Source organism: Snodgrassella sp. ESL0253 (assembly GCF_013344965.1).
Classification (GTDB): domain Bacteria; phylum Pseudomonadota; class Gammaproteobacteria; order Burkholderiales; family Neisseriaceae; genus Snodgrassella; species Snodgrassella alvi_B.
Genome location: NZ_JAAEDQ010000014.1, coordinates 14248 through 38511, shown reverse-complemented (window position 1 = coordinate 38511; position 24264 = coordinate 14248). Strand labels below are relative to the sequence as shown.

23 protein-coding genes, 1 tRNA gene and 1 other RNA gene are annotated in these 24264 nt (G+C 45.9%); 17 read left to right on the top strand and 8 right to left on the bottom strand.

Translation table 11 applies throughout. The features are described 5' to 3' along the window. Positions 1-193 precede the first annotated feature (193 nt). Positions 194-355: a hypothetical protein gene (locus GYX26_RS10175; protein ID WP_174829153.1), complete on the bottom strand. Its 162-nt coding sequence runs from the start codon at positions 353-355 to the stop codon at positions 194-196. A 273-nt stretch (positions 356-628) separates the two neighbouring features. Here GYX26_RS10175 and GYX26_RS10170 point away from each other — a divergent pair, with 273 nt between their 5' ends. Next, on the top strand, positions 629-1525 hold the full coding sequence (locus GYX26_RS10170) for a DMT family transporter (RefSeq protein WP_174829152.1): 897 nt from the start codon (positions 629-631) through the stop codon (positions 1523-1525). A gap of 251 nt (positions 1526-1776) precedes the next feature. Here GYX26_RS10170 and GYX26_RS10165 read toward each other — a convergent pair whose 3' ends face one another. From GYX26_RS10165 to GYX26_RS10155, 3 genes are all read right to left on the bottom strand, one after another. Further along, positions 1777-2100, bottom strand: a complete 324-nt coding sequence (locus tag GYX26_RS10165) for a rhodanese-like domain-containing protein (RefSeq protein ID WP_100090699.1) — start codon at positions 2098-2100, stop codon at positions 1777-1779. Positions 2101-2328: 228 nt separating this feature from the next. Continuing rightward, complete coding sequence (locus GYX26_RS10160; RefSeq protein ID WP_100113898.1) at positions 2329-2556, bottom strand: ChaB family protein; 228 nt, start codon at positions 2554-2556, stop codon at positions 2329-2331. Positions 2557-3003: 447 nt separating this feature from the next. Then, entirely contained in the window at positions 3004-3660 is a 657-nt protein-coding gene (locus tag GYX26_RS10155; RefSeq protein ID WP_174829151.1) for a protein-L-isoaspartate O-methyltransferase, read from the bottom strand. Between the two features lie 1583 nt (positions 3661-5243). Here GYX26_RS10155 and tpiA point away from each other — a divergent pair. From tpiA to dnaE, 11 genes are all read left to right on the top strand, one after another. Further along, positions 5244-5999, top strand: coding sequence for a triose-phosphate isomerase (tpiA, locus tag GYX26_RS10150; RefSeq protein WP_174829150.1), 756 nt, complete (start codon positions 5244-5246; stop codon positions 5997-5999). A gap of 14 nt (positions 6000-6013) precedes the next feature. Beyond that, the gene (secG, locus tag GYX26_RS10145) at positions 6014-6376 is read left to right on the top strand and encodes a preprotein translocase subunit SecG (RefSeq protein ID WP_100090703.1); all 363 of its coding nucleotides are present in this window, start codon (positions 6014-6016) and stop codon (positions 6374-6376) included. A gap of 19 nt (positions 6377-6395) precedes the next feature. After that, positions 6396-6481 (top strand) — tRNA-Leu (locus GYX26_RS10140). Positions 6482-6748: 267 nt separating this feature from the next. Next, positions 6749-8773, top strand: a complete 2025-nt coding sequence (locus GYX26_RS10135; protein WP_370520883.1) for a prolyl oligopeptidase family protein — start codon at positions 6749-6751, stop codon at positions 8771-8773. Between the two features lie 245 nt (positions 8774-9018). Next, positions 9019-9258 carry an acyl carrier protein gene (gene acpP / locus GYX26_RS10130; protein WP_025331393.1) on the top strand — a complete coding sequence of 80 codons (240 nt, stop codon included), beginning with the start codon at positions 9019-9021 and terminating at the stop codon, positions 9256-9258. A gap of 96 nt (positions 9259-9354) precedes the next feature. After that, complete coding sequence (fabF, locus tag GYX26_RS10125) at positions 9355-10602, top strand: beta-ketoacyl-ACP synthase II (RefSeq protein ID WP_174829149.1); 1248 nt, start codon at positions 9355-9357, stop codon at positions 10600-10602. Positions 10603-10905: 303 nt separating this feature from the next. Next, positions 10906-11883, top strand: coding sequence for an NAD(P)H-dependent glycerol-3-phosphate dehydrogenase (locus GYX26_RS10120; RefSeq protein ID WP_100090705.1), 978 nt, complete (start codon positions 10906-10908; stop codon positions 11881-11883). Between the two features lie 93 nt (positions 11884-11976). Next, a complete protein-coding gene (locus GYX26_RS10115; RefSeq protein WP_100090706.1) occupies positions 11977-12303 on the top strand; it encodes a hypothetical protein in 327 nt (108 codons plus the stop codon). Beyond that, positions 12303-12605, top strand: coding sequence for a cell division protein ZapA (locus GYX26_RS10110; protein ID WP_174829148.1), 303 nt, complete (start codon positions 12303-12305; stop codon positions 12603-12605). The genes GYX26_RS10115 and GYX26_RS10110 overlap by 1 nt, the downstream gene beginning before the upstream one ends. A gap of 6 nt (positions 12606-12611) precedes the next feature. Continuing rightward, a non-coding RNA gene (gene ssrS, locus GYX26_RS10105) (6S RNA) lies at positions 12612-12792 on the top strand. Positions 12793-13333: 541 nt separating this feature from the next. Then, complete coding sequence (dnaE, locus tag GYX26_RS10100) at positions 13334-16780, top strand: DNA polymerase III subunit alpha (RefSeq protein WP_174829147.1); 3447 nt, start codon at positions 13334-13336, stop codon at positions 16778-16780. A 93-nt stretch (positions 16781-16873) separates the two neighbouring features. On the opposite strand, the gene GYX26_RS10095 is transcribed toward dnaE, so the two are convergent. The 4 genes from GYX26_RS10095 to tsaD are packed head-to-tail and all read right to left on the bottom strand — an operon-like array spanning position 16874 to position 20807. Beyond that, a complete protein-coding gene (locus tag GYX26_RS10095) occupies positions 16874-17320 on the bottom strand; it encodes a lipoic acid synthetase (RefSeq protein WP_174829146.1) in 447 nt (148 codons plus the stop codon). A 21-nt stretch (positions 17321-17341) separates the two neighbouring features. Then, positions 17342-17815: a hypothetical protein gene (locus tag GYX26_RS10090; RefSeq protein WP_238791275.1), complete on the bottom strand. Its 474-nt coding sequence runs from the start codon at positions 17813-17815 to the stop codon at positions 17342-17344. 24 nt (positions 17816-17839) lie between these two features. Further along, entirely contained in the window at positions 17840-19744 is a 1905-nt protein-coding gene (locus GYX26_RS10085; protein ID WP_174829145.1) for an ATP-binding cassette domain-containing protein, read from the bottom strand. Between the two features lie 40 nt (positions 19745-19784). Then, complete coding sequence (gene tsaD / locus GYX26_RS10080; protein WP_174829144.1) at positions 19785-20807, bottom strand: tRNA (adenosine(37)-N6)-threonylcarbamoyltransferase complex transferase subunit TsaD; 1023 nt, start codon at positions 20805-20807, stop codon at positions 19785-19787. A 194-nt stretch (positions 20808-21001) separates the two neighbouring features. On the opposite strand from tsaD, the gene queC reads away from it, so the two are divergent. The 5 genes from queC (at position 21002) to GYX26_RS10055 (ending at position 23949) form a co-directional block, all read left to right on the top strand. Continuing rightward, positions 21002-21664: a 7-cyano-7-deazaguanine synthase QueC gene (gene queC / locus GYX26_RS10075; protein WP_100090711.1), complete on the top strand. Its 663-nt coding sequence runs from the start codon at positions 21002-21004 to the stop codon at positions 21662-21664. Between the two features lie 110 nt (positions 21665-21774). Continuing rightward, a complete protein-coding gene (locus GYX26_RS10070; RefSeq protein ID WP_194240724.1) occupies positions 21775-22047 on the top strand; it encodes a YbeD family protein in 273 nt (90 codons plus the stop codon). Then, positions 22044-22688, top strand: a complete 645-nt coding sequence (lipB, locus tag GYX26_RS10065; protein WP_174829143.1) for a lipoyl(octanoyl) transferase LipB — start codon at positions 22044-22046, stop codon at positions 22686-22688. The genes GYX26_RS10070 and lipB overlap by 4 nt, the downstream gene beginning before the upstream one ends. Further along, positions 22685-23641, top strand: a complete 957-nt coding sequence (gene lipA, locus GYX26_RS10060; protein WP_174829142.1) for a lipoyl synthase — start codon at positions 22685-22687, stop codon at positions 23639-23641. The genes lipB and lipA overlap by 4 nt, the downstream gene beginning before the upstream one ends. A 119-nt stretch (positions 23642-23760) precedes the next feature. Then, positions 23761-23949, top strand: coding sequence for a pyrimidine/purine nucleoside phosphorylase (locus tag GYX26_RS10055; RefSeq protein WP_174829141.1), 189 nt, complete (start codon positions 23761-23763; stop codon positions 23947-23949). Positions 23950-24264 lie beyond the last annotated feature (315 nt).

Here is a 24264-nt window from a genome sequence, read left to right as displayed (position 1 = left end):
ATGTTTTAATACATAATCAAGTTTTTCTGCGTATTTCTTATCACGATTTCCATTATATCGACTGGCTATCACTGCTGTAGATATGCTTTACCAGCCAGAGATGACATGTTGTAGTGATGCTTTTTGATATTTCAACACCGGCACCAGTTTAAGTTTACGCTCATCAATATCTGGATTGAGTGTTCTTAACACGTCAATTGTGGTGTTTTTTCTTCGCAATTTTTTCCAGAGTGTCATCGGATTCGACGGTAATCTGATAGATATTGGTATCCGTGTCTGAATTGGTTTGGTAAGCAAATTTGGCCAATCGTTTAAGAAGATAGGCAATTTCTGCACGTATATTATGAATAGGCATGGTTGTGACTGATATTTTTGTTAATTGTGACCGCTAGCTTTTTGGCGCAATTAATTTATAGTCTTCTTTAGTAGGTGATTTGTTTAATAAATCACCAGATACATTTATCTGAATACTGTATTAAATTTTAATCATAACGATTTAGTTTGTATTTTATTTCTCAATGATTAAATTCTTCGATAATGTTCTTGATATTTACTTTAGAATGCAGTTATTGATTACTGGCAAAAATTTTTAATAGTATTTTATTTATGTGGATTAAGAGAGTTTTTTGTGGCGATTTCAAAAAGAGCACAAGGGCATTTAATTGCGCTAATCACTATATTTATCTGGGGAACGACTTATATTTCTACTAAAGTGCTGTTAACGGATTTCAAGCCAATAGAAATTCTCTTTTTCCGGTTTGTGCTGGGTTATTTCACACTCTGGATTTTATCACCTCGTTTGTTTGCCTGGCAGGGGATCAGGCAGGAACTTATGTTTCTGGCTGCTGGGTTTTGTGGGGTAACTAGTTATTTTTTATGTGAAAATATTGCATTAACTTATACGACTGCCTCTAATGTGGGGGTGATTGCCAGTCTGGCGCCGGTGTTTACGGCCATTTTGGCCATATTCTTTTTAAAAGCGGAAATACCTCCTGTGCGCTTTTATATTGGTTGCCTGCTGGCTATTTTTGGGGTTGCATTGATTAGTTTTAATGGCAGGTTTGTGCTCTCTCTTAATCTGCTAGGCGATTTGCTGGCGGTTGTTGCCTGCCTGTTTTGGGCTGGCTATTCGATTTTGACTAAAAAGAGTAGTAACTATGATTACAATATTATTTTGCTTACCAGACGCTTCTTTTTTTATGGTTTGATTTTAATGTTGCCGGCTTTGTATATATTTGATTTTGAATGGGGGTTGTCAAGATTTGCCAAGCTAACCAATGTGTTTAATATTTTATTTTTAGGTTTGGGGGCTTCGGCAATCTGTTTTGCTTCTTGGAATTATGCGTTTAAATTGGTGGGTGCGGTTAAAATCAGTATTTATATTTATCTGGTGCCGATTATCACTATTGTGACTGCGATGCTTATTTTAAAAGAATCTTTTACCTGGATTGCTGCTGTGGGGACATTGCTTACGCTTAGTGGCGTGCTGTTATCGGAAGGTAAGATAAGAGTTAAAAGGAAATAGCCTGAATTTTAATGCTCAGAATTTAAATAGCTGAAAAAGCATATTTGTTCTAATGCTGTTATTGTCTGAACTTATTGTTTTTATAATTAATTTAGCACAGTATTATCAGCAGTATCGTTATTGTAGATGCTGCTGAAATGCTGTGTTTTACTGGCTTTCTTTGTGTATATTTATTGCCTGTTGATGCTATTCATTAGCAAAGCTTGCAATACAATAAGAGTCTGCTGGTTTGGGGGTATGAGGATTGGTAATTAATATGTGGGTACGCTGGCATCAACTTCTCGGGACCAAGCGTCAATGCCTCCATGGAGATTGTAGAGGTTGTCAAAGCCGGTTTCCTGTAGATACAGTGCTACCTGCATACTGCGCATACCATGATGGCAGTACAGAACGATAGGTTTGTCATCCGGTAATTCATTCTGGCGCAAGGGAATCATGTTCATGGGGATATGATGGTGGCCGGGTATGGCTGCATACTGAACTTCGTTATCTTCGCGCACGTCGAGTAAGATAAAATCCTGATTCTGCTGTTGCCATTGCTGTAATTGTGCGGCGCTTAGTGTCTGGATAGTCATGATGATAAGTTGATGATGTGTGAAATTAATTTATGATTTGAATTGTGAAACCAGATTTGATGCTCAGGTTGCAACTGTTTCGCTTTAGGGTGCAAATGATACCCGGGTTATGCTGCATATTACAATGGCTGTTAAGTTTGCCGTGTACAGCCCATTAACTACGGTACTATTGAGTCCGTAGAGGTTGAACTTGTGTTTAGATGGTGTGAGTAAGTTATGCGTAGCTGGTTATTTAGGCTGCCATTTGCCATCTTTACCTTTGTGGTACAGCTTTTCTACTGCTGCCCAGGCCACTTTAAATGCGATGGTTTCTGCGTCGCTGTTATCACGGCGTTTTTGCGGGTTTTGATATTCTTTAATGGCATGATTAAATGCTTCTTTGAAGATATCCTGTGCATGTTCGGGCAATGCATGCTGTACTGCTGCTGGCAGGTCGGTGCGATTTTGATAAGGCATGGTTCTGCTCCTGATAATTGGTTTATGCCTTAGTTAATACCAGAGTGATGGCTTAAGCAATAAATTTTCTAAATATATTATTGATTTTAATATTATTTAACTGTTTTGTTGCTGCTTTGTCATTGGTTTGGGTGTGGTTGCTGCGGATGTTATTATTCAGGTTGCAGTGGGAAAAAGAAAACATATTCGTTTCTATCAGGAAACAAAATATGGATGATGGGAATCGAATTATTTTAGGTGTATTTTGCGCTGAGATATGAAAAGTTTGTTTGATATCGGAGCACAGATATATGTTGATGTAACACGAAATCTGGCTGGTAACGGTTATCACGCAAATGCTTACAGCTAGCAGTGGCTATTGCTGCAAATAAAAAAGTTACATTGTTGTAAGTAGCAGCACAAGCTGTGGCAATAACAAGTTGTGCTGCTGATATGAACTTAATTTAATTAGAATTTAAACCGGTTTGGTGCTGATATTTCCAGACTGTGCAGGGCAGGAGCTACTGTTTCAAACAGGATGGTTTCTTTAAGCTGATTGTTTTGCCGTTCAAACAGAATGGCACGCATTACTGGTGCTTCGCCAATAATGGCTACCATGCGACCATCTTCTGCCAGTTGGTTAAGCAGGGTGGTGGGTAATGTTGGTAAGGAACCGCCGACATAAATGGCACTGAAAGGTGCACCGGGCAGTTTATCTGCGAGCCCGTCGCAGGTTTTGTAGCTGATGTTGGTGTAGTCGAGGTCGCTGAGGACAAGTTGGGCACGCTGCTGCTGTTCGGCGTCGATATCAACGGTAATGACTTTACCAGCCATTTTTGCCAGAATGGCTGTGGCATAGCCGGAGCCGGTACCAATTTCTACTACGGTATCGGTTAGATTCAACTTCAATGCCTGAATCATGCGTGCTACTACTTTGGGTTCGAGCATTTTGCCACCGTTGGCTAGTCCAAGCGCCTGATCGGTGTAGGCTACTTCCTGTTGCTGTGGCAGGACAAAGCGTTCACGTGGAATATCGGACAAAACATCCAGTAAGTCGAAATCTAATACGTCCCAAGGACGGATTTGCTGCTCAACCATGTTATAGCGGGCGGTATTGAAATCCATATCTGCTCCGAAATGCGCACACCCGCTGAACGGGTGAGTGGTAAAGAGGTTTATAAAAGCAAAGTGCTGTATTTTGGGACTATTGCACACGAATACAGCTTTGGTGAATTATAAAGCTATTTAGGTTGCGACAATAGGGTAATTGTGAATTGATACGCTGAGAATGCGGATTAATATACTGATTAATGTATTAAAACATGAATAAATAAGGATTTATACATGTTTTTTGTTCGATTTATGATGAATGTTGTCATCTGTAGTAATGTAATCAGGAGATTTAAGTATCAGTTTAAAGCCATCAACCATGAAAGTTTCTTTATCTTTAAAATTCCCGTCAAAATAATAGATATAACATATTGAATTTGTATCTTGCTGATTGAGAAACCACTTTCTGTCTTTATCTTTGTTAAAGGATATATCAATATCTCTGCCAATTAAGCTATCGCTTTTATTCTTGTTTATGACATTGGTTATTTCTTGAGAAATGGTATGATCTTTATTCTTGATATGCAAAAGGGCTAATCTATCTTTTAACTTTTTTCTATTGTGGATATATCATCTACTCTAAATATTTTATACGACGAATATTCGCACGCATATAACATATCATAGACGTAAATATCTATTTTTTGCGAGGGCGTGCTGCTATTACATCCGCTTATAATAAATAATATACACAACACCACTATTGTATAAATTTTTCTCATTTTATTGAAAGAAAATATGTACAAATAATACTATGGTACTGTTGATTTATTTCTATTGGCTAATATCATTTTTATTATAAACATTAATTGTTTAAACAGTTTTGTTATTAATAAATTCAAGGTTATGTTTTTCACTGTTTTATGGCATTGAATCATTGTGTAAATCCCTCTACTGTTAGTATGTAGGAAAATATAGTTAGAATGGATGTAAAAATTTATGCTTAATTAGCAGGTAATATTATTAAAAATCAGGAAATTTATTTATTAAATTCTAAATATTTGTTTTTAAAATAATTAGTGATTGCTGTGGTTAGTAGTGTCTTTTTTTAATTTAGTCGCTAAATTAGGATGGATGTCGATTTTTAGTTTTATATTTTTTTTGATTAGTTTTTTATAGGCTCCGCCATTTGATTTTATTAAACAATTAATTATGTTGGTACTTGTTCTGCTATTTTTTATGGTATTTCAAGTGGCATTAAGAAGGTGGGTAATTTTCTAAATGGATAATAGACCGAGCTTTTTGAGGCTTCGTTTACTTTGGTTATAGAAAATCGGATTTCAATATTGTTTAAACCTAAAAAATGGTAAGTCGGTGATACCATTAAGATCAAGGAATTCAAGTTTGCTATAAAGTTTCTGTAGGTTTTAGAATGAGAAAATATTTGCTGTCGTTTGAATCGTATTATCGCGGATCAGAAATAAATCGAAAGTTGACGGTTGTAAATTAATCCTGAGCAATCATGGGACGCAGACGGTAGTTTTCCGCTACAATGCCGCCATTTTGAAGCTGATGTTAATTTGTGGCATGGATGGTAAACACCGGTCATGGCCATTTGTTCAGGTTTGGCATGTTATTTGTCAGTAAGGGAAAAATATATGTGGCAGCATAAATGGGTAATTGGCAATTGGAAGATGAATGGCACTAATGCGACTAACCAAGCGCTGCTGCAAGCGTTGCTGAAACCTGTGGATGCAGCAGTGGCGCATGTATATTGTGGTGTGGCGGTGCCGAATGTTTATCTTGCTGCGGCCAGTGAGTTTGCTGCTGATACAGCATTGGCGGTTGGGGCGGAAGATGTGAGCCGTTTTGCTGCCAATGGTGCTTTTACCGGAGAGGTAAATGCACGAATGCTGGCGGATGTGGGGGCACAGTTTGTGCTGATTGGTCATTCGGAGCGGCGGCAGTATTTTCAGGAAGACAATGAAGAGTTGCTGGCCAAGGTACAGAATAGTGTTGCTGCGGGCGTGCTGCCGATTCTGTGTGTGGGTGAAACACTGGCTGAACGCGAAGCCGGACAGGAGCAACAGGTGGTTAGTGTGCAACTGGCACTGCTGGCGCAGCTGGGCTTGAAAGAAGTTGTGGTGGCGTATGAACCGGTATGGGCGATTGGTACGGGTAAAGTTCCTGCTGTGGCACAGATTGAGGCTATGCATAAGTTAATTTATCAGGAAATCTTGTCTTTATGTGGGGAAGATGTTAAAATCCGCGTCCTTTATGGCGGTAGTGTCAACGCGAGCAATGCAGCTGAAATTCTGGCTGTGTCACATGTTGACGGTGCTCTGGTTGGCGGTGCCTCTTTGCAGGCTGACAGTTTTACCGCTATTATTCAGGCTGCATATGCGCCTGCTTGATAAAAGTTGATATCATGGAAGCATTTAAAACCCTTATTTTAATCGTGAATATTTTCGCGGCGCTGAGTGTCATTGTGCTGGTGCTGATGCAGCAGGGCAAAGGTGCGGATGCGGGCGCAGCATTTGGTTCCGGTAGTGCTCAGGGTGTTTTTGGTGCAGCGGGCAATGCAAATTTCCTCAGCCGCAGTACCGCAATTGCTGCCACTATATTTTTTATTAGCTGTCTGGCGCTAGGCTATATATCCACGCACCGGCATAGCGGGCTGGATTTCAGCAATGTGAAGCAACAGCAGGTGGTTGTACCGGCGAATCCGGCGGCGGCCAGTGCACCAGCCGTACCGGCGAAACCAGCACAGAAACCATTGATACCGGAATAGAAAGTTTTTACAGTTAATTGCCGACATGGTGAAATTGGTAGACACGCCATCTTGAGGGGGTGGTGACCACAGGTCGTACGAGTTCGATTCTCGTTGTCGGCACCATATTTAAAATCAACAGTTTATATTTTTACATATGATGTATGCGTGCTAGTAGAATTGTGTAGCAGATTGTAATTTATATTGTTGGTTTAATTTGGATAATAGGGCAGCCTATAGGGGCTGCCCTTTTTGTTTGTATTGATAACACGGTGCTGGCTCGGGTATTCAGCGGGCTGGTGTAGGCAAAGTGTTGGTGGTACCTTATGCTGGTACAGTGGCTTGTCAGGCTGGCTGATTGTTGATGGTGTAAATTTCTGGAAATGAGTTTAGATGATGAATACTGATCCTTTTGCATATTTAGAAGACCTGGATAGTGAGGAGACTCAGGCTTTTATTCAGCAGGCAAATTCTGCTGCTCAGGCCGAGTTTGCTACGGGTACTGAGTATGCGGCGGTGCGTGATGATATCGTGACAGTATTGCGGGATGAGCAGCAGATTCCTTTTTGTCAGGAACATCGTGCGCGCATGTATCATTTTTATCAGTCTGCTGAATTTCCGAAAGGTGTATACCGGGTATGTTCTGCGGCCAGTTACCGTGCCGGTTTGCCGGAGTGGGAGATTCTGTTTTCAGTTGCTGATTTTGACGCTCTGCTTAATGATGATGTGTATTTGCAAGGGGTAGCGCATTATGTGCAGGCTCCGGAACATGTGTTAATCAGTTTGAGTGCTGGTGGTGCGGATGCGGCATATACAATTGAGTTCAATCTGGCTGAAGGCAGGGTGGTTGAGGGTGGTTTTCATTTTCCGTTAAGTAAAAGCATTATCAGTTGGCGTGATACAGAAAGTGTGTGGGTATCTCCTGCATGGGATGAACGACAGTTAACTCAGGCCGGCTATCCGCGGCAGGTATGGCTGATGCAGCGTGGACAGTCTTTTGCGGAGGCGGTACCGGTATTGGAAATGCCTGCCGACGGCATGATGGTTAATGCATGGCGTTATCTGGATAGTCAGGGGGCGCCGATTGATTTGGTTGAGTCCGCGAGCGGGTTTTATCACAAGCAGTATTATCAGGTAATGGCAGATTTGAGCGTTAAGCCGCTGGTGTTGCCGGATGATTGTGAGCTGATGGGCTATCTGTATGGGCAATTGTTGGTGCAGTTACGCAGCAACTGGCAGCGTGCAAACCGGTTTTATCCGGCAGGCAGTCTGGTGGCAGTGAAGTTGCATAAAGGTGAGCTGGGCGCGGCTGAGGTGATTTTTCAGCCAGCAGCTACTCAGGCCATTGAAAGTATTGAAACTACACGACGTTTTGTGCTGGTGTCGATACTGGATAATGTGCATAGCCGTTTGCTGGCTTGGCGTTTTGCAGAAAATCGCTGGCAGGAGGTTACTGTGCCAGATCTGCCTGCCGGGGCGCTGGAAATTACTGACCAGCCATGGGGTGGTGATGTGGTGTATCTGGCCATCAGCAGCTTTCTGGAACCACTGACGCTATATACGCTGGATGTGCATTTGGGCGAGTTGTGTGTTATGCGCCGGCAGCCGCGACAGTTTGACCCTATGGATATGCAGGTGCAGCAGTTTAGTGCGGTTGCGCAGGATGGTACATTTATTCCTTATTTTCATGTTGGTAAAAATATGGATAAGGATACGCCAACTATTGTTTATGTGTATGGCGGCTTTGGTATGCCACAACTGCCTTATTATCTGGGTAGTATTGGCCGGCACTGGCTGGCGAAAGGTTATGCTTTTGTGCTGGCAAATATTCGCGGCGGTGGTGAGTTTGGGCCGGCATGGCATCAGGCTGCACGCGGGATTCACAAGCATGTCAGTGTTGATGATTTGCTGGCAGTGCTGCATGATTTGTATAGTCATCAACGCGCCAGTGCGGTGCATACGGCGATTCAGGGCGGCAGTAATGGTGGTCTGGTGGTGGCAGCAGCTTTCTGCCGGCAGCCGCAGAGTATGGGTGCGATGGTGTGTGAGGTGCCGTTAACGGATATGTTGCGCTATTCTTCTCTGTCGGCAGGGTCTTCATGGATGGATGAATATGGAAATCCTGATGATTTTATTCAAAATCAAGCATTAAGGCGAATTTCTCCCTATCATAACTTGGGTGATTCGCAACACTATCCGCCGGCACTGATTACCACCAATCTGCATGATGATCGTGTGCATCCGGCACATGCACTGAAATTTTATGCGCGTTTGTGTGAGCTAAAACAGCGAGTATGGCTGGCGGCGCCGGATACAGGTGGGCATACTGGTGGTAGTACACAGGAAAATACGGCAGCAGAGCTTGCTTTGATTATGAATTTTTTATATAAAGCTATTGTTAATAATGATTCAATATAAATCATATAGCTTGTAGCTAAAAATCAGGCTGTGCTAATATGGCTGCCGCTTGCTGTTTAATTTGTATCCGGTGATAAGTAAAAGTGCGTTGAAAATCGCTGAAATCCATGGAAAATACGGCAAAAGGCAATTTGAATGGAAAACTCTATTTTTATTAGGTACAATAATATCAACAACTAAAAAGTTGATTAATTCAATTAACCCTGTCCGCACTAGTGCTGGGCAAAGCAAAGAAAGATCTGTCAATGGATAACAATATCGAACAACGTGTAAAAAAGATTGTTGCAGAACAATTAGGTGTGAGTGAAGCTGAAGTAAAAAATGAATCTTCTTTCCAGGAAGATCTGGGTGCTGACTCACTGGACACTGTTGAATTGGTAATGGCACTGGAAGAAGCTTTTGGTTGCGAAATTCCAGACGAAGAAGCGGAAAAAATTACTACCGTACAACAAGCTATTGACTTTGTTGGCGCTCACTTGAATTAATTCCGTGTAGTGTTGGTCAAATTCAAATTCCTCTGTCGAAATTAAGGTGTATTTTTTTCGCCTGATTCGGTAGAGGTTTTTTCTTACGAGCAAATTATGAGTAAAAAAAGAGTAGTCATTACCGGCCTGGGTCAGGTATCTCCTGTGGGTAATGATGTAACCACAGCATGGCAAAATCTACTTGCAGGCAAAAGCGGCATTGGCACTATTACCCATTTTGATGCTTCGTCTTTAGTTTGCCAGATTGCCGGTGAAGTTAAGAATTTTGATGTTACTCAGTACATCAGTGCGAAAGAAGCACGACGGATGGATTCTTTTATCCATTTTGGTGTGGCTGCTGCCTTGCAAGCCATTGCCGATGCTGGACTGGATGACATACCGGGTCTGGATAAAACCCGGGTAGGGGTAAATATTGGATCCGGTATTGGCGGCCTGCCTGCGATTGAGGCTACTACGCGGTCTGTTCTAGAGCATGGTGCGCGCAAAATTAATCCATTTTTTATCCCTAGTTCTTTGATTAATCTGATTGCCGGCCATGTGACGATTCTGAAAGGTTATCAGGGACCAAGCTATGGCATGGTTTCTGCCTGTACTACCGGTGCACACAGTATCGGTGATTCTGCCCGTCTGATTAAGTATGGCGATGCAGATATTATGATTGCTGGTGGTGCTGAGGGCGCTATCTGTGAGTTGGGTGTGGGTGGTTTTGCTGCCATGAAAGCGCTGTCAACCCGCAATGATGATCCAGCTACAGCGTCCAGACCCTGGGATAAGGAGCGTGACGGCTTTGTTATGGGCGAGGGTGCTGGTGTGATGGTGCTGGAAGAGTATGAACATGCACGTAAGCGCGGTGCCAAAATCTATGCCGAGCTGGTGGGCTTTGGTATGAGCTCGGATGCCTATCATATTACTGCACCAAATACGGAAGGTCCGGCATTGGGCGTAACACGTGCGCTGAAAGATGGCGGCCTGAATCCGGAAGATATCGATTACGTGAATGCACATGGTACATCAACACCACTGGGTGATGTGAATGAAACCAATGCATTGAAACTGGCCTTAGGCGAACAGGCCAACAAGCTGGTTGTGAATTCAACTAAATCCATGACTGGCCACTTGTTAGGCGGCGCAGGCGGTGTGGAAGCGGTATATACGGTAATGGCTATCCATACGCAAAAATCTCCGCCAACCATTAATATCTTTGAACAGGATATTGAGGCTGGATGTGATTTGGATTATTGTGCCAATGAAGCGCGTGATTTGCAGATTCGTGCGGCTATTTCAAATTCATTTGGCTTTGGTGGTACGAATGGTTCGCTGGCGTTTAAGCGCTTTGAGGATTAATCATTCTTAGAATTCACTATGAACACAGGTTGTCTGACGAGCAGGCAGCCTGTGTTTTTGTGTTGGTTGGTTATGCTTTAAGTTGCATAGCTTGTTGTTGTGGTGATTGCTGTTACGTAATATGTTCAGCTTAAGACTGAATTTTTGGATACAATGTGCTGCCAGTAGCTTTGGTAAATTATTTCGTGCTGCTACCTGATATTTTTAAGATGGTATGGCATTTTTACGTGTAATTTAAAATTAACTAGTGGTCAAAGTATAGGCCAGTTGTCTGCCGGTAGTTTGTTAAAGGGAATATTTGTCATGAATATTGGTGTACTGGGTGCTGGTGCGTGGGGAACGGCGCTTGCCATTCATTTTGCCTTGCATTCGCATAAGGTATGGCTATGGACACATAATGCCCGGCATGGGCAACAATTACAGCAGGAAAGGGTAAACAGGCGGTATCTGCCTGATTTTGTTTTACCGGAGAATCTTTCTGTTGTTGATAAGTTTGCACCGGCAGATCTGATTATTATTGCTACACCGGTGGCTGCGTTGCGCGAAAGTGCGCAAAAACTGGTGGCTGCTGGCTTGGGTGAGGTGCCGGTAATTGCTGCCTGTAAAGGGTTTGAGCAGCAAACCGGCTTGTTGCCGCAACAGGTATTGGCAGAAGTGATGTCGGCTAATAAATGTATCGGGGTATTGTCTGGTCCGAGTTTTGCGCAGGAGCTGGCACAGCAGTTACCTTGTGCAGTTACGCTGGCTTCGGAAAATTTTGTCTGGATTCAGGCTCTGGCAGCGACACTGAATAATACAGTTTTGCGTCTGTATGCCAATGCTGATGTGATTGGTGCGGCAGTTGGCGGTGCCGTGAAGAATGTTATGGCTATTGCTACAGGTATTGCCGATGGGCTGCACTATGGTATCAATGCACGAGTGGCATTAATGACACGCGGCATGGCAGAAATTTCACGCCTGAATCAGGCTCTGGGTGGACAGGCAGCTACTTTGATGGGTTTGTCTGGTATGGGGGATTTGATTCTTACCTGTACGGGCTCGCTATCGCGCAATCGTAGGGTAGGTTTGCTACTGGCTGAAGGAAAATCGTTGCCTGAAGCGTTAACTGAACTTGGACATGTTGCCGAAGGTGTATATACTGTCGAAGAAGTGTGCCGACAGGCTGCTTCACTGGGAGTGGACATGCCGATTGCCACTATTTTGCAGCAGCTGTTTGAGGGTCGGACAGAAGTGCAGGCGCTGGCAGAAATATTGATGGAACGGGCGCCCAGAGCGGAATAATAATTTAAGTGTTATAACAAATAACAATTTGACTGGCGGATGGCTAAATCAGGCAACCATGCTGCGTATTTTACGGATGGAAGCGGGTAGGGAATGGAAAATCAACTAGAACAATTGGAAGGCAGTGTTAAACGGCTGGTTATACATTTTAATTCTCTTTTAGCTGAAAAGCATCAGCTGACCCAGCAGTTATCAACTGTAAAAAAACAGTTGCAACAACAGGGTGAAAATTTTCAGGCAGAACGTGAGCGGATGCGTAAACAGCATGAACAGGATAAATTTCATTTACAGGAAAGCATGCAAACTACAATTGATGAACTGATTGCTGAAAAAAAACGCTATACCACGATATTACAGGCATCCAGTGATGAATTACAGCGATTGCTACAACGCTTACCACAGGTGCAGGAGGATTCTTAATGGATGAAATTCAGCAGGTTCGTGTGGAGATTCTCGGCCGTCCTTTCAATATAGGTACGCCCAGAAGTGAGCATGAAACGTTGATGCAGGCTGTAAAGATGCTGAATGAAAAAATTGCTGCCATTCAGAGTTCCGGACGGATTGTTGAAACGGATAAAATTGTGATTATGGCTGCGCTGAATCTGGCGCACGATTTACTTAAACTTACGATGCATGGCGATTTGGCAGTCGGAGATTTCGATCGTAAGATGCAGGATATGATCCAGTTGTGTGAAAGTACACTCACACTTGTGGTAAAATAGTTCTTTCTTCCCCTGCTGTGTTCGTAAGGACATATATTCCTTTGAACCAATAATTCGCTTTTTTTGGCGGTTGGGTAATGGTGGGCGTGAGCATTCCATGTGAATGAACCCGAAACCATTCGATACTGCCAGCCTTGTCCTCAAGGTTCAAGCGGATGGCGTCCAACGCGGCACATGCGGGGGAAACCTGTTTCAACAGGCTGCCTGATTTCAGGCAGCCTGTTTTTCATTGGATGGTGCGTTCAGTGTATCCGGCTTGGCGATATTCATTGTGATGGTATTCTGGTTGTGAAATCTGATTGATATATATTTTGGTAGTTTTATGCTGTCAAATGCCACTAAAAGATGCCTTTTTTTCACAAAAATCCAGATTAACTGGAATTTTCCTGTTTTTGGAAAATGCAGTTTGAGCTTATATTAAGTGCAAATGCGTAAATCTATGCTGTTTGGCCTGTAAGCCAGGAATGCTTGTACAGTTATGCCCGCTTTTCTGTTGCTGAATAATAAATCAATCAGTTTTGTATCCCATATTTATTGCTGTGCGATTGAGCAAATCAGGTAAAATTAACGCTGTAGCGATGCGCTTGTGCATTGGCTGAATGTGCAGAAATAGTGTCATTTGTATTTTTCACTATGCTGCTGATGAAGTTGCCAGTTTAGTCCATCAGTTTTATCTCTTTTTTATTTCCGATAAACCAGACAATTATTGTTCTGGTATGAAAAGTGCTATGTCCAACAATTTTCCCTATGTTCCGTTACGTCTGCATACTGAGTTTTCTATTGAAGACGGTATTGTGCGAATTAAAGAAGCAGTCAAGCGAGCCAGTACTTTAGGAATACCGGCGCTCGGTATTAGTGATTTGATGAATGTATTTGGCATGGTGAAGTTTTATAAGGCCTGCCGTAATGCTGGTATCAAGCCTATCATGGCGGTAGATGTGCGTGTGGAAAATCCGGAGCAGCCTGACAAGCCTTTTCGTCTGATGCTGGTGGTAAGAAATCATGCAGGTTATCTGCGCCTGAATGAATTGCTAACAGATGCTTATGTAGGCGAAGACCGCCACCCGCATCAGCCTCTTATTCGGCAGCAATGGCTGGCAGAAGGAGATAACAGCGGGCTGATTTGTTTGTCAGGCGCACAGTATGGTGAAATTGGGCAGGCTTTGCTGGCGCATAAGCCAGAACTGGCGGCACAGGCCTGTGCCAAATATCAGCAATGGTTTGGCGACCGCTTTTATCTGGAAATTCAGCGCTTGCCGGAACGGCCGGAATGGGAAGCCGTGGTGGCGGGTAGTGTGGCACTTGCTGCTGAACAACAGTTACCGGTGGTAGCCACACATCCAGTACAGTTTATGGATGCTGAAGATTTTCAGGCACATGAGGCAAGGGTATGTATTGCCAGTGGCTATGTGCTGGCAGATAAGCGCCGTCCGCATGATTTTGTGCCTAGTCAGTATTTTGTGACACCAGAGGAGATGGTGGCGCGCTTTGCTGATATTCCTGAAGCACTGGCCAATACGGTAGCGATTGCACAGTGTTGTAATCTGACGCTGACTCTGGGTAAACATTATTTGCCACAGTTTCCGACACCAGAGGGTATGACGCTGGACGACCTGCTGATACATCTGAGTAATGAAGGATTACAGGAACGCATGGCTTTTCTGTATCCGGATGAGGCTGAGCGGGCACAAAAAATGCCTGAATATCAGCAGCGACTGGATTATGAGCTGGGCATTATTATCCAGATGCAGTTTCCCGGTTATTTTCTGATTGTGCAGGACTTTATTAACTGGGCCAAGCAGAACGGTTGTCCGGTGGGCCCCGGGCGTGGTTCCGGTGCCGGTTCGCTGGTGGCGTATTCGTTGAAAATTACTGATTTGGATCCGCTGCGTTATAACCTGCTGTTTGAACGTTTTCTGAATCCGGAGCGGGTTTCGATGCCGGACTTTGATATCGATTTTTGTCAGGAAAACCGTGGCCGTGTGATTCAGTATGTCCGCCATAAATATGGTGTACCTGCGGTAAGCCAGATTGTGACTTTTGGTACGATGTCGTCTAAATCTGTGGTACGTGATGTCGGGCGTGTGCTGGATTTACCTTTCGGCTTGTGTGACCGTTTGTCCAAGCTGATACCGGTAGAAGCAAATAAGCCGTTGAGTCTGACCAAGGCACAGGAAGCCGAACCGCAGATTCAGCAGTTATTGCGTGAAGAAGAAGCAGAAGAGCTGATGACACTGGCGCTAAAGCTGGAAGACCTAACTCGCGGTTTGGGTATGCATGCCGGCGGGGTGCTGATGGCACCCGGAAAAATTGCTGATTTCTGCCCGATTTATCAGGCAAGTGGTGAGGATGCGTCTCCGGTTTCCATGTTTGACAAGGACGATGTTGAGCAGATTGGTCTGGTGAAATTCGACTTTCTTGGGCTGCGCAACTTGACCATTATTGAGATGACGCAAAAGTTTATTTTCGAGACTACTGGACAGAAGGTTGATGTAAATCATATTCCGCTGGATGATGCGGCTACTTATGCCAATATTTTTGCCAAAGGCAATACTACTGCGGTATTCCAGTTTGAGTCGGTAGGGATGAAGAAGATGCTGGTGACAGCACGCCCGACCAAATTTGAGGAAATTATCGCGTTTGTGGCCTTGTACCGCCCCGGGCCGATGGATCTGATTCCCGACTTTATCCGGCGTATGCACGGTGAAGAAAAGGTGGAATATCTGCATCCCAATCTGGAACCAGTACTGGATTCCACCTATGGGGTGATGGTGTATCAGGAACAGGTGATGCAGGCGGCACAGGTTTGCGGTGGCTATACGCTGGGGGGCGCCGATTTACTGCGGCGCGCTATGGGTAAGAAAAAGGTGGAGGAAATGGTGAAGCACCGTGCCATTTTCGAAGCTGGGGCGGCAGAAAAAGGTATAGATAAGCAAACGGCCAACGAGATTTTCAATTATATGGAAAAATTCGCTGGTTATGGTTTCAATAAGTCGCATGCTGCGGCTTATGCGCTGGTGTCGTATCAGACTGCCTGGCTTAAATGTCATTATCTGGCTGAATATCTGGCCGGTACGATGTCCAGTGAGTTAACCAATACTGATCAGCTGAAAATCTTTGTTGATGATGGTATTGAAAATGGTATTACTTTCCTGCCACCCAGTATCAATGAATCGTTTTATCGGTTTACACCAAATAATAACAAGCAGATTCGTTATGCGCTGGGTGCGATTAAAGGGACTGGCGAGGGAGCGGTAGAAGCAATTGTGCGTGCTCGTGAAACAGGTGGTGCGTTTACTGATCTGTTTGATTTCTGCCAGCGCGTTGACCGCCAGCATCTGAACCGCCGCACTATAGAAGCTCTAGTGCGCGCCGGTGCATTTGATGAGCTGAATCCGAATCGTGCCCAGTTGCTGGCCAATATTGGACTGGCCATGGACAATGCAGAACAGGTGGCCGCCAATGCTAATCAGGGTGGCTTATTTGATATGGTGGAAGATGCCATAGAGCCCTTGCAAATGGAAGAAGTGGCACCATGGTCACTGGCGGTAAAACTGGCGGAAGAAAAGCAAGCAATGGGCTTCTATTTTTCCGGCCATCCTTTCGAACCTTACGCTGATAAGGTACGCGCACTGGTGAGCAGTAAACTGGCAGCACTTAAGCCATCCAATAATAAGCAGAAAGTAGCCGGTTTTGTCACTGGGGTACGTTATATCATGGGTAAACGCGGTAAATTTGCCGTCGTGCAACTGGAAGATGAAAGTGCCAAGCAGGAAGTAGTGGTGGCTGGGCAGGCATTGGAAGAATATGGTGCCAGTCTGAAGGCCGATCAGGTATTGATTATGGAATGCAAGGTTGCGGTAGATGAATACAATGGCGGCGATGGCCTGCGTATTACTGCTGACGATGCGTTTACGCTTGCTGAAGCCAGTGCCCGTTATGCGCGCAGTCTACAATTGCATATCACTGCGGATACACCCGTTAGTCAACTAGCGGCGCTGTTACGGCCTTATTGTGAGCAGCAGGCGCATGTGCCACTGAAATTCTGCTGCCAGTATCAGCAGGCTTATGGTGAATTGCGCGCGGATAAAAGCTGGCTAATTAAGCCTGAGGCAACTTTATTCGACAGCCTGTACACATTACTAGGTGATGAAGCGGTGCAGGTAAGTTTCTGAATGTGGTCAACGGTAGTAGCAGGTGTGCAGATTAAGCACTGCTACTACCACTATACGGATATTTTTAGCAGACTAAATGGGGTTGTAGCACAATTATTTTTTATTATTGGTATTGCTGTTACCCATGGCACTATCCAGTTCCTGTTGCCGTGCTTTGACAACATCTTCGAGGCCTTTAATGCGTTCCTGATAACGTGCGTAATTGCGTTCGCTGCCCAGACGTACTTTTTTGCCTTCTTCCAGAGCTTTCTGCGCATCGGCGAGGTTTTTGCGAGCCGTGGCGACAGCGGCCGGATTGGGCTGGTTGCTGGCAGTTGAGTCTGTTTCTTTAGCGATGGTTGTGCTGTAGCTTGGGGCGGGTTTGTAGGCGGAAGTTGTTGAGAAATTTACGCCCAAATTGCTGGCCGGATGACAGTTCTTGCCTTTGGGAATTTCGACATAGCTGTGATTGCCACGGCTGTCGATACATTCGTATACCTGTGCCATGGCAGAAGTACTGATCAGGGTGGACAGGGCAACAAAAATTAAGCGTTTTTTCATGATTTATCCTTTGTTTGGGTTTTACATGCGGCCAAGTTCTCGCTGGATGGCCTGAATGTTTTGCTGCCGGTCAAGTACAGCACTTTGCAGCTCGGTGATGTTGCCGCCTTTGCCGGTACGACTGCGGTTGAGAGCCTGTTGTGCCTGTGCCAGAGCGTTGCGTTCATTGGTCAGTTCCTGTTGCAAAATGGCACGACGGGTATTGTCGCTGCCTTTGGGAACGATGTTAACCGTGGGTTGCGGGCCGCTGTAGGCCGTGGCTACCCGGGTTGCCGGGCGCGGCCGGCTACGTATGGCCGCTGAGGGGCTGCTGCGGCGACTATCGCTGTAGCTGCCGATAGGCGGCAGATTAGCTACTGCACAGTTGCCCTTTGGTTTGGAGGTATAGACAATTTCGCCGTTTTCAAGACAGGTATAAACTTTAGCATAGACACTGTCCCCCATGAATAGGCCGCCGGTCAATATCAGTATGGGAAGGAATTTGTTGTATGTCATTATTGAACCTTGTACATCATTAATTCACGTGTTCAGGTTGATGTCTTCTACTTGTTGTTGCCATTCAAGCCATTTTTCTTCAGTTTGGGTTAATTTTACTTTGAGCTCGGCCAATTGGGTAATGATTTGTTGTAATTTTTCCCGGTTTTCGTCAAGGTAGGCCTGTTCGCTGGCTAGAAATGCTTCACATTGTTGTTGCTGCTGTTGCCAGTTTTCCATGTCGCGCTCGGCTTTTTCGATGTTTTTTAGTAAAGGTTTGGCCAGACGGGCGCGTTCTTGTCGCTGTTGAGCTTCGATGCGTTTCTGTTCTTTGCGATTAAGGCTATCGTTGGAGTTTTGTGGCTGTTCACCATTGTGCTGTTGCTGAGTTAAACGCCACTGGCGGTAGTTGCTCAGGTCGCCATCAAAATGTTTAAGTTCTCCCTGATTGAGGTAAATCAGGGCATCGGTAGTGGATTCGAGCAGGCTGCGGTCGTGGGATACGACTATCAGTGCGCCCTGAAAGCTTTGCAGGGCCAGTGTCAGGGCATGGCGCATGTCGAGATCAAGATGGTTGGTCGGTTCGTCCAGTAGTAACAGATTGGGCTTCTGCCACACAATCATGGCCAGTGCCAGACGTGCTTTTTCGCCACCGGAAAAGGGAGCAATTGGCTGTAAGGCCATGTCGCCGATAAAGGCAAAGCTGCCAAGAAAGTTGCGGATTTCCTGTTCGCGCACTTCGGGCGACAGTTGCTGAATGTGCCAGATCGGGCTCTGGTCAGAACGCAGGGTTTCGAGCTGGTGTTGGGCAAAGTAGCCGATTTTGAGCTTTTCCGCGCGTACAATCTGGCCGCTTATCGGTTGCAGGCTGCCGGATATGGCTTTGATAAGAGTAGATTTACCACTGCCATTTACGCCTAGCAGGCCATAGCGGGCACCAGATTCTACCGACAGGTCGATATTGTGCAATACGGTTTTGTCGCCATAGCCAAGATTGATGTGTTCCAGTTTCAGCAGGGGATTGGGCAGGTGGTCGGGCTGAGCAAATTCAAAGGAGAATTCGCTGTCCAAGTGTGCTGGTGTGATGCGTTCGAGCCGTGCCAGTGCCTTGATGCGGCTTTGTGCCTGTACCGCTTTGGTGGCTTTGGCCTTGAAGCGGTCGATAAAGGATTGCAGGTGCTGGATATGTGCCTGCTGTTTGAGATAGGCTGCCTGTTGCTGTGCCAGCCGCTGTGCACGTTCCTGCTGGTAAAAATCATAGTTGCCACCATAGAGTGTAAGTTGCTGCTGTGCCAGTTCAACTGTTTGGGTGGTGGTGGCGTTGAGAAAGTCGCGGTCGTGCGAGATGATGATCTGGGTGGTGTTCAGATTGGACAGATGTTGTTCCAGCCACAGCACAGTTTCCAGATCCAGATGGTTAGTGGGTTCGTCCAGCAGGAGTAAATCGGTACGGCACATCAATGCCTGTGCCAGATTCAGGCGCATACGCCAGCCACCACTGAATGATTTTACCGGCTGTTGCTGTTCATGCTGTGAAAAGCCAAGGCCGTTGAGCAGTTTGGCAGCACGAGCCGGAGCGCTGTAGGCGCCGATTTCGTCCAGCCGTGCATGGTATTCTGCCTGTTTGAGGCCATCGTTGCAGGCTTCTGCCTGTTGCAGTAGCTGTTGTAGCTCCTGTAATTCGCCATCGCCCTGCAAGACGTAATCCAGCGCAGGGGTATCCAGTGCCGGTGTTTCCTGTTTGACGGTCGCCAGCCGCCAGTGTTTGGGCAAGCGAATGTCTCCGCTGTCGTGGCTGATTTTACCTTCCAGTAAGGCAAACAGACTGGATTTACCTGTACCGTTTTTGCCAATCAGGCCGATGCGCTGGCCAGGATAGATAGTCAGGCTGGCGTTGTTCAGAAGCTGTTTGCTGCCACGCTGTAAGCTGAGGTTTTTGATTTCGATCATATGAATCAGTGTGATGGAATAGTGCTATCGGGGTATGGCGTTACTGGACAATCTGGCTTAATGGCCAGCGTGGTTTGACGTTGAAACCGGCAGCCGGCTGGGCACTGGCCAGATGCATGGCGCCGGCAAAGGCAATCATGGCGCCATTATCAGTACAGTAGGCCATTGGCGGAAAGAATGTACGCACTTTAGGCAGGCTGCTCAGGCTCTGACGCAACTGCCAGTTGGCGCCCACGCCGCCCGCAACCACTAGCTGCTGATAGCCAGTTTGTTTTAGTGCCTGTTTGGCTTTGCTGGTGAGTACGTCTACTACGGCATCCTGAAATTCGCGGCAGATGTTATTGCGGATTTGTTCGGGCAGCTCTGTGCCGCAACCAGTTTCTGTGCGGATTTTGTTTACGGCGGTGAGTACGGCGGTTTTCAGGCCGGAAAAGCTCATGTTCAGATCGTGTGAATGCAGCATCGGGCGCGGAAAATGCAGGCTGCCCGGTTGCCCCAGTTTGGCCAGCTCAGACAGTTTTGCGCCACCCGGATAGGGCAGGCCGAGCAGTTTGGCGGTTTTATCAAATGCTTCTCCGGCGGCATCATCAATGCTTTCGCCCAGCAGAGTATAGTCGCCGATGCCTTTTACCGCCATGAATTGGGTATGGCCGCCAGAAACCAGCAGAGCGACAAATGGAAAGGCCGGTTTTTCTTCGCTAAGCAGCGGCGATAACATGTGACCTTCAAGGTGGTGTACTGGAATGATGGGTTTGTTGAGAGCAAACGCCAGTGCGTTAGCAAAGCTGGCGCCAGCCAGCAAGGCTCCGCCCAGACCCGGCCCCTGTGTATAGGCAATGGCATCGATGTCGTGGTAGGTTTTGCCGGCCTGTTGCAGGCAGGCATGAGTAAGCGGGGTGAGACGACGGATATGGTCGCGGCTGGCCAGCTCGGGTACGACGCCACCATATTCGGCATGCATGGCAATTTGTGTATGCAGTTGATGCGCCAGTAGTCCGTGCGTGCTGTCGTAGAGGGCTACGCCGGTTTCGTCACAGGATGATTCGATTCCCAATACCAACATGTTTGAATACTTGAATTTTAAGCAGTAAAGCCGATTATTTTACCTCTTTTACACGCTTTCGTGGTCAGACTGTCAGTATGGGAGAGCAAATGTTTTATAATAAGTGACTGCGTGGTTCGCAAACTTCCCACGTCAGACGGTTGGAAAATGGGTTTTTCGGCCGCTTCTGAAATCAAAACTAAGGAATCTGGATAATGAAACAACATGCTCAAGCGCTGGTTATTTTTTCCGGCGGTCAGGATTCAACTACCTGTCTGTTGCAGGCTATTGCGACTTACGGACGCGAGAATGTACAGACGATTACTTTTCAGTATGGCCAGCGTCACGCGATTGAACTGCAAAAGGCGCGCTGGATAGCGCAGGACTTAGGTGTGGCGCAAACGGTGATGGATTTATCGCTGTTGCAAAGCATTACCCATAATGCGCTGATGGATGAACAGCAGGCGATTGAGGCGCCGGCTGAGGGGCTGCCGAATACCTTTGTTGATGGGCGCAATGCGCTGTTTTTATTATATGCGGCGATTTTTGCCAAGGGGCAGGGGATTCATGATGTGATTGCCGGCGTGTGTGAAACCGATTTTTCCGGTTACCCGGATTGCCGCAATGTGTTTGTGCAGTCGATGAATGTAACGCTGAATCTGGCGATGGATTATGAATTCAGGCTGATTACGCCGCTGATGTATCTGGATAAAGCGCAGACTTGGGCGCTGGCTGATGAGCTTGGATATCTGGACTATGTGCGCGAGCATACGCACACCTGTTATAACGGGGTGGAGGGCGGTTGCGGTGAGTGTCCGAGCTGTGTGCTGCGTGAACGGGGTTTACAGACTTATCTGGCGCAGAAGGCTGTTGCTTAGCATAAGCTTATTACCGCTGTTAGCTTTGGATTAAAATTTTTTACGTGAATAAGCCTGTTTTGCATGGGATTTAAATGGTACAAACGTGTGCAGACAGGAAAGGTATAGATATGAGTGATAATCTGAAAACCAGTATTATTGAATTTCCGCTGGATTTCCCGGTTAAGGTAATGGGTGCGCAGCATCCTGAGTTTGCGGCCACGGTATTGGATGTAGTACAGCAGCATGCGCCGGCAACGGCAGCAGCAGATATCAATACCCGCCCGAGCAGTAAGGGAAATTATATTAGTGCAACGGTGGTTATCCGCGCGGAAAGTCAGGAGCAGCTGGACAATATTTATCGTGCTTTAAGTAGCCATCCCATGGTGAAGGTTGTGCTATGAAGGTGGTTCAGCTGGGCTTGCGCGCTTATCAGCCGGTTTTTGAGGCGATGCAGGATTTTACGGCGAATCGCACAGCTGAAACGGAAGATGAATTATGGGTTGTAGAACATCCGCCGGTGTTTACACAGGGGATGGCCGGCAAGCCAGAACATATTCTGGTGCATGATGAAATTGAAGTGGTGCAGATTGACCGTGGCGGACAGGTAACTTATCACGGTCCGGGGCAATTGGTGGTGTATACGCTGATTGATTTCAAGCGGCGCCATATTACCGTACGGGAGCTGGTGAGCCGGCTGGAAAACAGTATTATTGCTACGCTGGCCGATTACGGCATTGCGGCAGAGAATGACCCGAAACGCCCCGGTGTTTATGTAAACGGCCGGAAAATCGCTTCGCTGGGGCTACGCATCAAACAGGGTGCGGTGTATCACGGGCTGGCGCTGAATGTGAATATGAACCTGACCCCGTTTACACATATCAATCCGTGTGGCTATGCCGGATTACACATGACTCAGATTGCTGATCTGGCAGAACCTTGTCCTGCGCTGACTGAAGTTGCCGAACGTTTAACCGGCTACCTGACTTTGCAATTGAATGCACCGCCGCCTGAGCGGCCATCTACACAGAAAGTGGTACTATGAATCAAGATAACAGCCAAGGGGTAAAACATAAGGGTGCGGAAAAAACTGCACGTATTCCGATTAAGGTTGTGCCGCTGGAAGAAAAACTGAAAAAACCGGAATGGATTCGGGCACGGTTACCCAGCAGTCAAAAGTTTTTTGAAATTAAAAATATTGTCCGTCAGCAGAAGCTGCATACCGTATGTGAGGAAGCCAGTTGTCCGAATATTGGTGAATGCTTTAGCAAGGGCACGGCAACATTTATGATTATGGGTGATATCTGTACCCGCCGCTGTCCGTTTTGTGACGTGGGGCATGGCCGCCCCAATCCGCTTGACCCGCAGGAACCGCAACATCTGGCCGCTTCGGTGAAAGCGATGAATCTGCGCTATGTGGTGATTACTTCGGTAGACCGCGATGACTTGCGCGATGGCGGGGCACAGCATTTTGCAGATTGCATTAGTGCCATTCGTGAGTCCAGCCCGCATACCCAGATTGAGGTGCTGGTACCGGATTTTCGCGGCCGTCTGGATACCGCGCTGGATATTCTGGCACAAACACCGCCGGATGTACTCAACCATAATCTGGAAACGGCTCCGCGACTGTATAAACAGGCGCGACCCGGTGCGGATTATCAGCATTCGCTGAAGCTGCTGAAACAGTATAAGGCATTACGGCCGGAGGTGGCGACGAAATCTGGTTTGATGGTAGGGCTGGGTGAGCGTGATGAGGAAATTCTGGAAGTGATGCAGGATTTGCGCGCCCATGATGTGGAAATGATTACTATCGGCCAGTATTTGCAGCCCAGTAACAGCCATTTACCAGTATTGCGTTATGTCACGCCGGAACAGTTTAAGGTCTTTGAAAAACGTGCTTATGAGATGGGCTTTAAGCACGGGGCAATCGGGGCGATGGTACGCTCCAGCTATCATGCCGATGTTCAGGCTGAACACGCTGGTGTGGTCAGCGAATAAAATTGTAACAGGGAGATGCTTGCATCTCCCTGTTTTATTAATGGGCAGTACAAGAAAAATATCGTAACTGGATAATGCGTATAAAGAAGTATTTTGACGGGTAGGTAATTTTTATTAGCATGAAAACGATAACATCACCGGTAACCGTGGCGGTGATGCAGCTCAGCAAATATGATTTTCTAACGCAGGAGCTGAAAAGCATAAAAATAATATCCGGCGTACTGTCAGTTTTGCTTCCACAGTGTAGTGACTGGCAGGATTTTCAGGATGGCGAAACTTTTCGAATTACGGCCGGGAAATCTTTCTGAGTGAAAGTAGCACAGGATACTGCTTATCTTTGCTCTTATGGTTAGGAATAAGTTTATTTTAAAGGTGGAGTTATATTAGTGATTTAAAATATTAATTGATTATTATTATCAATTAAATGGCTTGCTGATGGCATTATTTGTGCTTTCTGCAAATTTTTTTGGCTTTTAAAGCCTTACTGCCATAAATGTGTAATTTGGTGAAATATGGCATATTTTCAGCCTAATGCCGTTTTAATATGCTCAAATCCGGTTAACTGTAGTGATTTAAACTAGAAATCAATAGAATTATAGAGTTTTTTTTGCTGTGCTAAACAA

Excerpts from the sequence above, each read along its gene's own strand:
- dnaE (WP_174829147.1), top strand. The coding sequence starts at position 13,334 with ATGTCCAACAATTTTCCCTATGTTCCGTTACGTCTGCATACTGAGTTT.
- GYX26_RS10085 (WP_174829145.1), bottom strand. The coding sequence starts at position 19,744 with ATGATCGAAATCAAAAACCTCAGCTTACAGCGTGGCAGCAAACAGCTT.
- queC (WP_100090711.1), top strand. The coding sequence starts at position 21,002 with ATGAAACAACATGCTCAAGCGCTGGTTATTTTTTCCGGCGGTCAGGAT.
- GYX26_RS10165 (WP_100090699.1), bottom strand. The coding sequence starts at position 2,100 with ATGACTATCCAGACACTAAGCGCCGCACAATTACAGCAATGGCAACAG.
- GYX26_RS10055 (WP_174829141.1), top strand. The coding sequence starts at position 23,761 with ATGAAAACGATAACATCACCGGTAACCGTGGCGGTGATGCAGCTCAGC.
- GYX26_RS10090 (WP_238791275.1), bottom strand. The coding sequence starts at position 17,815 with ATGACATACAACAAATTCCTTCCCATACTGATATTGACCGGCGGCCTA.
- GYX26_RS10135 (WP_370520883.1), top strand. The coding sequence starts at position 6,749 with ATGATGAATACTGATCCTTTTGCATATTTAGAAGACCTGGATAGTGAG.
- tsaD (WP_174829144.1), bottom strand. The coding sequence starts at position 20,807 with ATGTTGGTATTGGGAATCGAATCATCCTGTGACGAAACCGGCGTAGCC.
- GYX26_RS10110 (WP_174829148.1), top strand. The coding sequence starts at position 12,303 with ATGGATGAAATTCAGCAGGTTCGTGTGGAGATTCTCGGCCGTCCTTTC.
- secG (WP_100090703.1), top strand. The coding sequence starts at position 6,014 with ATGGAAGCATTTAAAACCCTTATTTTAATCGTGAATATTTTCGCGGCG.
- GYX26_RS10120 (WP_100090705.1), top strand. The coding sequence starts at position 10,906 with ATGAATATTGGTGTACTGGGTGCTGGTGCGTGGGGAACGGCGCTTGCC.
- acpP (WP_025331393.1), top strand. The coding sequence starts at position 9,019 with ATGGATAACAATATCGAACAACGTGTAAAAAAGATTGTTGCAGAACAA.
- GYX26_RS10155 (WP_174829151.1), bottom strand. The coding sequence starts at position 3,660 with ATGGATTTCAATACCGCCCGCTATAACATGGTTGAGCAGCAAATCCGT.
- fabF (WP_174829149.1), top strand. The coding sequence starts at position 9,355 with ATGAGTAAAAAAAGAGTAGTCATTACCGGCCTGGGTCAGGTATCTCCT.
- GYX26_RS10070 (WP_194240724.1), top strand. The coding sequence starts at position 21,775 with ATGAGTGATAATCTGAAAACCAGTATTATTGAATTTCCGCTGGATTTC.
- tpiA (WP_174829150.1), top strand. The coding sequence starts at position 5,244 with ATGTGGCAGCATAAATGGGTAATTGGCAATTGGAAGATGAATGGCACT.
- lipB (WP_174829143.1), top strand. The coding sequence starts at position 22,044 with ATGAAGGTGGTTCAGCTGGGCTTGCGCGCTTATCAGCCGGTTTTTGAG.
- GYX26_RS10160 (WP_100113898.1), bottom strand. The coding sequence starts at position 2,556 with ATGCCTTATCAAAATCGCACCGACCTGCCAGCAGCAGTACAGCATGCA.
- lipA (WP_174829142.1), top strand. The coding sequence starts at position 22,685 with ATGAATCAAGATAACAGCCAAGGGGTAAAACATAAGGGTGCGGAAAAA.
- GYX26_RS10115 (WP_100090706.1), top strand. The coding sequence starts at position 11,977 with ATGGAAAATCAACTAGAACAATTGGAAGGCAGTGTTAAACGGCTGGTT.
- GYX26_RS10175 (WP_174829153.1), bottom strand. The coding sequence starts at position 355 with ATGCCTATTCATAATATACGTGCAGAAATTGCCTATCTTCTTAAACGA.
- GYX26_RS10095 (WP_174829146.1), bottom strand. The coding sequence starts at position 17,320 with ATGAAAAAACGCTTAATTTTTGTTGCCCTGTCCACCCTGATCAGTACT.